The following is an 11,561-nucleotide window of genomic DNA, read 5'->3' as shown; positions in this document are numbered from 1 at the left end:
CCAAACCTGTGCAACCAAGCCTAGCTAAAAAGCCTGCCAGTGCTGCTGAGTGAGCAAACTTCTATGCGAATTGGTATAAGCCCGCGAAATTATTTTAAGTCAATTGAGCCTCCTGCAAAAAGCCTGCCTCTACGCAGGCTTTTCCATTTTCTTACTTGTTATCAGCCACTTCGGCTTTGGCCCTTAATATTCAGAAATTGGATGTCGGAATCACGCTCATATTCGGGGTCTTTTTTGCTTGACAGTGGGAAGGATTGATACCTAAACTGTCAATTGTGGGTAAAAGTGGTAAATAGTGGATCCTATAATCAAGGTTTTGCAGATCGGATCTCAAAAACAAGAACAACAAGATCAAAATAAAAAAGGCTAGGGGAATGTTCCGCGGCGCTAATGCAATCAATCTGGATACAAAAGGGAGACTGGCCATACCTACGAAGTATCGACAGTCTCTTTTGGATGATTGCAACGGACAGCTGGTCTGCACTATTGACACACAACAAAGCTGTTTACTGCTTTACCCACTTCCCGAATGGGAAGAAATTGAACTAAAACTGAGTAAGTTTTCGAGCATGATCCCGTCTGAACGACGCATGCAGCGATTACTGCTGGGTTATGCAACAGAATGCGAAATGGATAAAAGCGGCCGCGTCTTGCTGTCGTTGCCATTGCGCAAACACGCCGCACTCGATAAAGAAGTGATGTTGGTGGGTCAACTCAATAAGCTTGAAATTTGGGATGCTGAAATCTGGGCAACGCAAATTGATGCTGATATGGAAGTGGAACGTTCAGGTGGATTTGAACTGACCGAGCGACTACAGGACTTCTCTCTATGAGCGACAGCTTCAAACACACGTCGGTACTACTACAGGAATGTCTCGATGGTCTGGCGATCAAGCCTGATGGGATCTACATTGATGCCACATTTGGTCGTGGCGGCCATTCCGGTGAAATTTTATCTCAGTTGGGCGAAAACGGCCGCCTGATTGCTTTTGATCGCGATCCTCAGGCTATTGAAGCAGCCCAGCGTTTTGCTGATGACAAGCGTTTTACCATTGTTCATTCTGCGTTTGGCGATATGGCCAGCGTTATTGAAGGGATGTCATTAACGGGGCAAATCGACGGTGTGCTGATGGATTTAGGCGTATCTTCACCGCAATTAGACGATGCCGAGCGAGGCTTCAGTTTCCTGCGCGATGGTCCGTTAGACATGCGCATGGATACCAGTCGTGGCCTGAGTGCTGCTGAATGGCTTGCAGAAGCTGATGAGCAGGATATTACACAGGTTATTAAGGAATTTGGCGAAGAGAAATTTGGTAAGCGTATTGCCTATGCCATCGTGAACGAGCGCAAGGTAAAGCCTATTACCCGTACCACTGAGCTGGTGAAGATCATCGAGCAAGCCATGCCAGTGAAAGACAAATTCAAACACCCGGCCACCCGCACTTTCCAGGGCATCCGTATTTACATTAATGCCGAACTGGAACAATTACGCGTGGGTTTGAAAGCCGCTACCGCCATACTGAAGCCTCAGGGTCGCTTGGCGGTGATTTCGTTTCACTCGCTGGAAGATCGCCTGGTAAAGCGATTTATGAAGGAACAAAGCAAAGGTAAAGCCGTTCCACACGGCTTGCCATTAACCCAACGGGAGATCGATGCAGATAAAGTATTGACGTTGATAGGCAAGGCTATCAAGCCTGGCGATGATGAGCTGGCGGTTAACGTCCGGTCCCGAAGTGCGGTACTCAGGGTGGCGGAAAAACGATGACAAGCTCAACGACGAACTTTAATTTACTGCTCATCCTGGTTACCGAATTGACCCGCCATAAAGTGCGGGTTTTGTTGTTTATAGCGGTCATTGCAAGTGCGCTGGCGGTGATCCTGAGCAGTCACCATAATCGTCAGCAAAACATCGCATTAGAACAGCTGATGCGCGAGAAGGACGACCTGGATGTAGAGTGGCGGAATCTGGTATTAGAACAGCGTGCGCTCACCGAACACAATCGCATTGAGGCGCTGGTAGAGAAGCATCTGGATATGCAGCGCCCTGGTGCAGAAGACGAAGTGGTGGTGCGTATAAAATGACTACCATTACCTTAAAAGCCAGTAAGTCAAAGACCAGCGGCGCAAAAATGAATAACCGGCCGGGCCCAATGCAATGGCGCTTCCTGGTGGTACTGGGCGTTATCATTCTGGTGTTTTTGGTATTGGCCATGCGGGCCGCGTTTATTCAGGTAATCGAGCCTGACGATTTGATCCAGCAGGGTGACAGCCGTACGTTGCGTACCCGCAACATGCCAACTTATCGCGGTTTGATTACCGACCGCAATGGCGTGGAACTCGCTGTTAGCGTACCGGTACGTGCAATTTACGCCGATCCCAAAGTCATTCACGATGCCAATGCGCTTAACCAGACCCGTCGCTGGCTTGCACTGGCAGAAGTCATTGGGCAGGACGTGGATGAGCTGGTTAGCAAAGTAGACAATCCTCAGCGACGCTTTGTATACCTGCAACGTCAGGTTTCCCCCGCTATGGCCGACTATGTAGAGCAACTTGATATTCCGGGCGTTTATTTGCGCAAAGAATCTCGCCGTTATTATCCAACCGGTGAAGTAGGTGCACAGCTCATTGGCATTACCAACGTAGATGATCAGGGTATTGAAGGGCTGGAACGGTTATATGACGACTGGTTAACCGGATCGCCTGGTAGTCGTAAGATTCGACGCGATGCGAAAGGCCGCCAGGTAGAAGTACTTGAAAGCACAGACGGCGAAGCCGCTGGCAACCTGGCGCTTACTATTGACCAGCGCATTCAGGCACTGGCCTATAAGCAAATTAAAGAAGCTATGTTGTATTACCAGGCCAGTTCAGCGTCGGCCATCGTGGTAGATGTGCACAGCGGCGATATTCTGGCTATGGTGAATGCTCCGTCATTCAACCCTAATGATCGCAGTGATATTTCTCCCCACCGTATGCGCAACCGCGTGATCACCGACGCGTTTGAACCGGGAAGCTCGCTAAAGCCGCTGGCAGTGTTAAGTGCATTGGAATTTGGCGTGGTAAAACCTAACGATATCGTAGACACCTCGCCCGGCTGGATGCGCCTTGGGGGGAGTCTGGTTAAGGACGTTCGCAATTACGGCAAGCTCAGCCTGGCCGAAATAATTCAGCATTCCAGTAACATGGGTACGTCAAAACTGGCTTTGTCGGTACCCAAACAGTTCCTGCTGGATACGTATTACAACATGGGTCTGATGTCGGATACCGGCGTAAATATGCCGGGTGAAAGTACGGGCATATTCCACGAGCGCAATCGCTGGTCGGAATTTGAGTTGGCTACGTTGTCGTTTGGCTATGGGATATCGGTGACTACCGCGCAACTGGCGAGAATGTACGCTACTATTGCCGCCGGTGGTATAAAGCGCCCGTTAAATATTGTGCGTGATACTGAGTCTTCGGCGTATAAACCTGCAGAAGAACGCGTGATCAGCGAAAGCAATGCTAAGGCCATTCTGGCCATGATGGAAACCGTTACCCAGGATGACGGTTCAGGGGTGAAAGCGCGCATTCCCGGTTATCGGGTAGGCGGTAAAACAGGTACCAGTCGCAAGGCAGTCGCGGGTGGTTACGGCGAAGAATATGTCAATATTTTTGCCGGCGTTGCGCCTATCACTAACCCACAGCTTGTAACGGTGGTGCTGATTAATGAACCGGGTGGCGATTTGTATCATGCGGGTGACACTGCCGCACCGGTGTTTTCAGAAATAATGGGTGGCGCTTTACAGTTGCTTAATATTGCTCCGGACGACAGACAAATGAGTGCCACGCAGGTAATTGAGAGGGTGTCTCATGGTGGTTAGTGCTTTTACCCAAAGTCTGCATGCATTGATGTTGAAGTTCGGTGTGAATGCCCCGGATATTCGCGTTCAGGGTTTAACGCTGGACAGCCGTGACGTCACACCAAAAATGGTGTTTGTGGCAGTTAAAGGGCATCAGCAGGATGGACGTGATTTCATTCCTCAGGCTATCAGTTTGGGGGCCAGGGCCATTCTTGCTGAAGCGGATGACGCCAGCGAGCATGGCCACATCACTATGCGTGAACACACAGTTATCATGCATTTTTGGGGATTAAGAACACTGCTGTCTGCATTGGCTGCTGCGTTTTATGATTATCCAGCCAATAAACTTGCCACTATTGGTGTTACCGGCACCAATGGCAAAACCTCTGTGGTGCAATTAATTACCCAAATGAAGCATCGGTTGGGTCACCGCGCCGCGTCGATTGGTACGCTAGGCAGTGGTATCTACCGCGATGAGGCTTCCTATGCGCCGGCCAGTAATGGCAATACCACTCCCGACGCAATTTATATGCAGTATCTGCTAGCCGAATTTGTGCAACAGGAAGTACAGCATGTTGCCTACGAAGTGTCCTCCCATGCATTGGTTCAGGATCGCCTGAAGCAAGTAAAAACCGACATCGGCGTGTTTACAAATCTTACCCGCGATCACCTTGATTATCACGGCACAATGGATGCTTATGCTGAAGCCAAACGCGCATTACTCAATCTGCCAGGCATGCGTCGGATTGTGCTTAATCAGGCTGATCCGGCGAGTGAAGCATGGCAGAAAGCGGCGGCTGAACGCATAGAGGTTGTGTGGACCAATGTGTTGGCAGAAGTACCGCAGAATTTGCCCGAACAGCGCTATTGTTTTGCCACAAATGTGCAATACCATGCCAATGGGTGTCAGTTCAGACTCGCGAGTTCGTGGGGGACAACTGTGGTGCAGGTAGCGTTATTAGGCGCATTTAACATCGCTAATTTGATGAGTGCAACGGCTGCTTTGTTATGTCAGGGAGAGCGTTTCGCCAATGTGGTTAGTGCACTGGAACAAGTGCATGCGGTACCCGGTCGACTAGAGGTGTTTGAGTTTGCGAATCACGCTAATGTGGTAGTGGACTACGCCCATACACCCGATGCGTTGGAAAAAGCCTTGTCGGCACTACGCAGTCACACCACGGGTAAAGTGTGGTGTGTATTTGGTTGTGGTGGCGACCGTGACAAAGGAAAACGGCCACTCATGGCTCAGGCCGCAGAGGCAGGCGCAGATCACCTAGTGATCACAACAGACAACAGTCGCTCAGAGCTGGCGCAAGCCATTGCCAACGACATCAAGGCCGGACTCACTCAGCCTGATTTGGCAATGGATATTCCCGATCGCGAGCAGGCCATTCGCTATTGTCTGACACATGCAGACAAAGACGACTTAATTATGGCCGCCGGTAAAGGACATGAAGATTATCAAATCATTGGTAAGCATCGAATTAACTATAACGAACGGGCAGTGATCGCCCGTTTGCAGCAGGAGTGCAGCAAATGATAAACACCACGCTGGCATGGATTGCACAACAGATCCAGGGAAGACTGGAAGGTAACGATATTACAGTAAGTGCGGTGAGCACCGACACCCGGCAGTTGAACCAGGGCGACGTGTATCTGGCATTAAAGGGTGACAATTTTGATGGTCACGCCTTTGCTGAGGCCGCTGTAAACGCGGGGGCAAGTGCCATCATCGCCAGTACACCAATTGCTGCCGGGCTTGCTGCGCAGGTACCGGTCATTTATGTAGACGATACCAAAACCGCATTGGGTGAATTAGGCGCAGCTGTGAAGGCAGCTGTTCAGCCAAAAACTATCGGAATAACCGGCAGTAGCGGTAAAACCACAGTGAAAGAAATGTGTGCGGCAATCTTGGCACAGCGCGGAAACGTGTTGGCAACCGCCGGCAACTTCAATAACGACATTGGTGTACCTCTGACTTTATTGCGTCTTACTCCAGAGCACGAATACGCGGTAATTGAAATGGGGGCGAATCACCTGGGTGAGATTGCGTATACCACTAATTTGGTAAAACCGAATGTGGCCACCATTGTTAACGCGGCCGCAGCGCATTTGGAAGGCTTTGGCAGTTTGCTTGGCGTAGCGCGTGCAAAAAGTGAAATCTTTAAAGGGTTAGGGGAAAACGGCCTGGCCATTGTTAACCGCGATAGCCAGTTTGCAGAATTTTGGTTGGGTAAACTCAAATATCAGCCAGTGCAAACCTTTGCGCCAGATTCAGCCAGTACAGAAGCCGATTACTATGCGTCAGATATCACCATTGATTTAAATGGTTGTGCTGAATTTGTTATGCATACGCCAAAAGGCACGGCAGAAGTGCGTTTGTCGGTACCCGGTATGCATAACGTCGGCAATGCGTTGGTCTCCGCTGCGCTGACACTGGCGGTAGGCGCAACACTCGAAGACGTGAAATTTGGCTTGCTGGCAATGAAAACGGTAGGCGGTCGCCTCAAAGTGGTGCCACTTACCGACCAGGTGCGTTTACTGGATGATACTTACAATGCGAACGTGGGCTCGGTAAAAGCCGCAATTGATACGCTGGCCAGCTTTGCCGGTAAGCGGGTACTGGTGCTGGGTGACATGGCTGAACTGGGTGAGCAGTCCCGTTACTATCATGAACAGGTAGGCGAATACGCCATGCAACGCGGTGTGGATTGTCTGTATACCGTTGGCGTACTGAGCCAAAGTGCCACCACGGCTTTCGGACAAGGGGCCTTTCACTTTAGCGACAAGCCCGCGCTGATTGAGGCGATCGTGAATGATTTGGGTAGTGAGCAACGCGACCTGACTATTCTGGTGAAAGGATCGCGCAGCGCCAAAATGGAACAGGTAATTACAGCACTGGAGGAATCCCCATTGGGAAAGCTTAATCGTCGGCGGGAGAAAATTGCATGTTGATCTGGCTCGCCGACTGGCTAACGCAGTTTGAGACTGGGTTTAACGTATTTTCGTATCTAACTATGCGTGCAATTCTGAGCACACTAACGGCTCTGCTGATTGCCATATTAATTGGTCCGAAGATGATTCGCTGGCTGCAAATGATGCAGATTGGCCAAACGGTTCGCAACGATGGCCCGCAATCGCATTTGTCTAAAGCGGGCACACCTACCATGGGCGGCTTGTTAATACTTGCGGCTATAGTAACAAGCGTACTGTTATGGGCAGATCTGAGTAACCGTTACGTGTTGGTTACGCTGTTTGTGGTGGTTACTTTTGGCATTGTGGGATTTGTTGACGATTACCGTAAGGTGATCCGCAAGGATTCCAAAGGCCTGATTGCACGCTGGAAATACTTCTGGCAGTCGGCCATTGCGTTGTGTGTTGCATTTTACCTGTACAGCAGCGCACAGCAAATGGAAGAAACAGCCTTGTTGGTTCCTTTCTTCAAAGATGTGCTACCGCAGTTGGGGATTTTCTATATTGCGATTGTGTATTTCGCGTTAGTAGGCACCAGCAATGCGGTAAATTTAACCGATGGTCTGGATGGCCTGGCGATTGTGCCTACCATTCTGGTAGCCGGTGCGTTTGCGATTTTTGCGTACGTTACGGGTAACGTGAATTTTTCAGCGTATCTGAATATTCCCTACATACCGCTTACCAGTGAACTGGTGATTGTGTGTACGGCTATTGTTGGTGCTGGCCTGGGCTTTTTGTGGTTTAACACCTATCCGGCCATGGTATTTATGGGCGATGTAGGCTCACTGGCGCTAGGCGGTACGCTTGGCATACTTGCAGTGTTAGTCAGACAGGAAATTGTACTGATTATCATGGGTGGCGTATTTGTTATCGAAACACTCTCGGTGATCATGCAAGTGGGGTCGTACAAGCTGCGTGGGCAACGCATTTTCAGAATGGCGCCTATCCACCATCATTACGAATTAAAAGGCTGGCCGGAACCACGCGTTATAGTGCGCTTTTGGATCATTTCTCTGATCCTGGTTCTGATTGGTCTGGCAACGTTAAAGCTGCGCTAATGAATAACTTACTGAATAACGCTACACATTTTGTTGTTGCAGGCTCCGGGCTCTCGGGGCTGTCCTGCGTGCGTTATTTACTGGATCAGGGAAAGCAGGTGAAACTGTGGGATACCCGCCCGCATGCCCAAATACCTGACACGCTCACTATTGACGTTGTATGCGGTGAATTACCGGATAATTATTGGCAGGGAGTGGAAGTACTGGTGGTGAGTCCCGGTATTTCACCCGCGCTACCTGCCATTCAGAGCGCGGCATCCAGTGGTGTACAAGTGGTTGGCGATATCGAACTCTTTGCCCAGGCTGTGCAATGCCCAGTGATTGGCATTACCGGCTCAAACGGCAAAACCACTGTTACACTGCTAACTACGCATATACTTCAACAACTGGGTATCAATGCCATTGCGGCAGGTAACGTGGGGTTGCCCGCGCTTGACGCACTGTCGCTCAAGCCTGAGGTTGCTGTTCTGGAGTTATCGAGTTTTCAGTTGGAAACCACCGAATCACTTAATCTGCACGCCGCGACTTTACTTAACGTGTCTGCCGATCATCTGGATCGCCATGGTACGTTAGATGCCTACCGGGCTGCCAAACAACGGATATTTTTTCACGCCCGGTGCGCTGCCGTAAACCGTGATGACAACGAAACCCTGCCGACAGATTCGGCTATACCCGTTATTCAAACGGGTTTAACTGAGTGCAGCACCGGTTTTGGCTGGCGAGGTGAAACACAGACTATTCTGTACAACGGTCAGCCGATACTTCGTATGGCCGACACACAACTTGTAGGGTTGCACAATGCGCTAAACATTCAAGCATCGCTGGCGTTAGTGTCGGTATTGAATGTGGATGTTGAGCAGGCAGCTCAGGCAGTCAAAACGTTCAAACCTGCTCCACATCGCTGTGCAAAAATCGCGGTGAAAGGCGGGGTTACCTATATCGACGATTCAAAAGCGACCAACATTGGCGCAACGGAAGCCGCACTGATTGGCCTGGGTCCGACACTGGCCGGCCGGTTGATACTCATTGCCGGAGGCGACGCGAAAGGTGCAGATTTAACCGCGCTTAAGCCGTTATTCGATAAACACGTGAATGCGGTAATCGCACTGGGGCGTGACGGTAAAGTGCTCAGCGACATTGCTACAAACGGACATTACGTTGCTACCATGCCAGAGGCCGTTGCGCTGGCCGCATCGATGTCACAGCCGGGGGATACGGTTCTGCTTTCGCCTGCGTGTGCCAGCCTCGATATGTTTAAAAACTATCAGCACCGAGCCGAAGTATTTGCTAATGCAATACAGGAGCTGCCAGCATGAACGCCGTGACCAGCCAGCTTGCGTCGCTGTTTTCTGCCCGTCACGATCAATCCGTGCACAGTGAGCCTGTTTTCGATGGCAGTATTGTGCTGGTTGCTTTTGCGCTGATGGCAATTGGGCTGGTCATTGTGTGTTCTGCATCCATGCCGATTGCAGACAGGATTCATGACAACCCATTTTATTTTGCCATTCGACACGGTATTTATTTAATTGCTGCCATTATTGCCGCTATGGTAGTAGTGCAACTGCCCATGCAGTTTTGGCGTGTCGCTAATCCCTACATGTTGTTATTGGCGATCGGTTTGCTGGTTGCCGTATTACTGATCGGGCGCAACGTAAATGGCTCTACCCGTTGGCTTGCTATTGGCCCTATTACCATTCAGGCTGCTGAACCAGCCAAACTGTTCTTTTTCTGCTATCTGGCTGGCTATCTGGTGCGTCGCTACGACGAAGTAACTGAAAATCTGAAAGGCTTTATTAAGCCTCTGGTCGTGTTCTTCATTCTGGCATTGTTGCTATTGGCCCAGCCAGATTTGGGTACCGTGGTAGTCATGCTGGCTACCACCATTGGATTGCTCTTTTTGGCCGGAGCCAGGTTATGGCAGTTTTTCGCACTCATGTTTGTCGGTATTCTGGCCGTTGTCGCGCTCATTGTGTTTGAGGAATACCGTTTAAGGCGGGTAACGTCTTTTCTTGATCCCTGGGCCGATCCATTTGGCAGCGGCTACCAGCTTACACAATCCTTAATGGCCTATGGCCGGGGAAACTGGTTTGGACAAGGATTGGGCAACAGCTTACAGAAACTGGAATTCTTACCCGAAGCTCACACCGACTTCGTTATGGCAATCCTGGCAGAAGAGCTGGGCTTTGTTGGCGTAATGATGGTGTTGATGCTGATGTTATGGCTGGTACTGCGAGCGTTGCAAATTGGCAACAAAGCACTCGCCAGCGATCGGCCTTTTGATGGCTTCATGGCGTATTCAATTGGTATTTGGTTCAGCTTTCAGACCGCTGTCAACATTGGCGCCAGTGCCGGTATTCTGCCTACTAAAGGGTTAACCCTGCCATTGGTCAGTTATGGCGGTTCGAGCCTTATCGTAATGGCGGTCGCCGTGTCGTTGTTGTTGCGCATTGATTTTGAATTACGCGTATCGGGTGTACAGGCGCTCACCAAAGGCGCTAAAGCCGACGCTAAACGGGAAGCAAGGCGCAGTAAAAAGCAAGAAGCCAAAGCCAAAGTAAAACAAGCGATGCAAAGTGCTGAGGATATGGCAGAAGACGCCAGCTTACTTGATGATGAGGAGACGCAGCATGGCTAAGCGTTGTCTTATCATGGCAGGCGGCACCGGAGGACACGTCTTTCCGGGGATCGCAGTGGCTGATACCCTGGTAAAACGCGGGTGGCATATCGACTGGCTGGGTACGGCTGAACGCATGGAAGCCCAGGTAGTGCCTCAGCATGGATATCCTATTCACTTTATTCCGGTTAAGGGCTTGCGCGGAAAAGGTATTCAGGCCCGGCTAACTGGCTTGTGGGCACTGCTAAAATCACTGGTTGCCGCACGTAAGCTGGTTAAGTCAATCAAGCCTGATGTCGTGCTGGGCATGGGCGGTTACGCCAGTGGACCAGGTGGACTCGCTGCCTGGAGCCTTGGTATCCCGGTGGTGGTTCACGAGCAAAATGCTGTACCTGGCATGACTAACCGACTACTGGGTAGAGTGGCAAAGCGCATTATGCTGGGATTTGAGTCGGCCAAAATTCACTTTGGTAAACAGCAGAAAAAATGTGTGAACGCGGGGAATCCGGTTCGCTCTGCCATTCTTGCTTTGAGCGTTAAGGCAACGTCACAGTTGCCATTGAATATGCTGGTGGTGGGGGGCAGCCTTGGCGCACGTCCTCTGAACGAACAGATCCCGCCATTGTGCAAAAATCTATCGGGATTGAATATCTGGCATCAAAGTGGCAAGGGTAATGCCGATGCTGTTACGCAGGCATACGGTAAAACTAGCGTCAGAGTGACAGAATTTATTGATGACATGGCAGAAGCCTATCAATGGGCGGATTTTATTGTGTGCCGGGCCGGCGCGCTTACCGTTGCCGAAGTCGCAGCAGCGGGAAAGGCAGCCATTTTTATACCACTGCCGCACGCGGTAGACGACCACCAAACGCAAAATGCCCGCTCGCTGGCAGACAATCACGCGGCAGCGTTGGTGCCTCAGGCAAAACTGAGTGAATTGCTGCCCGGTTTAATTCAAAGCTGGATCGATGATCCACAGCAGTGCAGCCTGATTGCGCATAAAGCGAAACAGTATGCACCGCATAACGCAGCAGGCCTGGTGGCTGACGCATGCGAACACGTTGTAATTGGAGAGTAGTA

Annotated in this window: 10 protein-coding genes; all 10 read left to right on the top strand. The window is 50.6% G+C overall.

From position 1 onward, the window contains the following. Positions 1 to 374 precede the first annotated feature (374 nt). Genes mraZ through murG form a run of 10 tightly spaced genes read left to right on the top strand, consistent with a single transcriptional unit; the run spans position 375 to position 11,559 of the window. Entirely contained in the window at positions 375 to 833 is a 459-nt protein-coding gene (gene mraZ / locus FJ444_RS16080; RefSeq protein ID WP_140959941.1) for a division/cell wall cluster transcriptional repressor MraZ, read from the top strand. Then, positions 830 to 1,765, top strand: a complete 936-nt coding sequence (gene rsmH / locus FJ444_RS16075; RefSeq protein ID WP_140959939.1) for a 16S rRNA (cytosine(1402)-N(4))-methyltransferase RsmH — start codon at positions 830 to 832, stop codon at positions 1,763 to 1,765. Before mraZ ends, rsmH begins: the two co-directional genes overlap by 4 nt. Then, positions 1,762 to 2,082 carry a cell division protein FtsL gene (gene ftsL / locus FJ444_RS16070; RefSeq protein WP_140959937.1) on the top strand — a complete coding sequence of 107 codons (321 nt, stop codon included), beginning with the start codon at positions 1,762 to 1,764 and terminating at the stop codon, positions 2,080 to 2,082. The genes rsmH and ftsL overlap by 4 nt, the downstream gene beginning before the upstream one ends. Beyond that, positions 2,079 to 3,857: a penicillin-binding protein 2 gene (locus tag FJ444_RS16065; protein ID WP_140959935.1), complete on the top strand. Its 1,779-nt coding sequence runs from the start codon at positions 2,079 to 2,081 to the stop codon at positions 3,855 to 3,857. The genes ftsL and FJ444_RS16065 overlap by 4 nt, the downstream gene beginning before the upstream one ends. Continuing rightward, positions 3,847 to 5,376: a UDP-N-acetylmuramoyl-L-alanyl-D-glutamate--2,6-diaminopimelate ligase gene (locus FJ444_RS16060; RefSeq protein ID WP_140959933.1), complete on the top strand. Its 1,530-nt coding sequence runs from the start codon at positions 3,847 to 3,849 to the stop codon at positions 5,374 to 5,376. Before FJ444_RS16065 ends, FJ444_RS16060 begins: the two co-directional genes overlap by 11 nt. After that, positions 5,373 to 6,791 carry a UDP-N-acetylmuramoyl-tripeptide--D-alanyl-D-alanine ligase gene (gene murF / locus FJ444_RS16055; protein WP_140959931.1) on the top strand — a complete coding sequence of 473 codons (1,419 nt, stop codon included), beginning with the start codon at positions 5,373 to 5,375 and terminating at the stop codon, positions 6,789 to 6,791. The genes FJ444_RS16060 and murF overlap by 4 nt, the downstream gene beginning before the upstream one ends. Next, positions 6,785 to 7,867, top strand: coding sequence for a phospho-N-acetylmuramoyl-pentapeptide-transferase (gene mraY / locus FJ444_RS16050; RefSeq protein ID WP_140959929.1), 1,083 nt, complete (start codon positions 6,785 to 6,787; stop codon positions 7,865 to 7,867). The genes murF and mraY overlap by 7 nt, the downstream gene beginning before the upstream one ends. Then, the gene (gene murD / locus FJ444_RS16045; protein ID WP_140959927.1) at positions 7,867 to 9,183 is read left to right on the top strand and encodes a UDP-N-acetylmuramoyl-L-alanine--D-glutamate ligase; all 1,317 of its coding nucleotides are present in this window, start codon (positions 7,867 to 7,869) and stop codon (positions 9,181 to 9,183) included. The genes mraY and murD overlap by 1 nt, the downstream gene beginning before the upstream one ends. Continuing rightward, positions 9,180 to 10,502, top strand: a complete 1,323-nt coding sequence (gene ftsW / locus FJ444_RS16040) for a cell division protein FtsW (RefSeq protein WP_140959925.1) — start codon at positions 9,180 to 9,182, stop codon at positions 10,500 to 10,502. The genes murD and ftsW overlap by 4 nt, the downstream gene beginning before the upstream one ends. Further along, complete coding sequence (gene murG, locus FJ444_RS16035) at positions 10,495 to 11,559, top strand: undecaprenyldiphospho-muramoylpentapeptide beta-N-acetylglucosaminyltransferase (RefSeq protein WP_140959923.1); 1,065 nt, start codon at positions 10,495 to 10,497, stop codon at positions 11,557 to 11,559. The genes ftsW and murG overlap by 8 nt, the downstream gene beginning before the upstream one ends. The last annotated feature ends 2 nt before the right edge of the window (positions 11,560 to 11,561 follow it).

The sequence above is a fragment of the Aestuariibacter sp. GS-14 genome (assembly GCF_006494365.1).
GTDB classification, from domain to species: domain Bacteria; phylum Pseudomonadota; class Gammaproteobacteria; order Enterobacterales; family Alteromonadaceae; genus Alteromonas; species Alteromonas mangrovi.
Note: the sequence above shows the minus strand (reverse complement) of the source record. Positions and strands in the feature narration are given on the sequence as shown.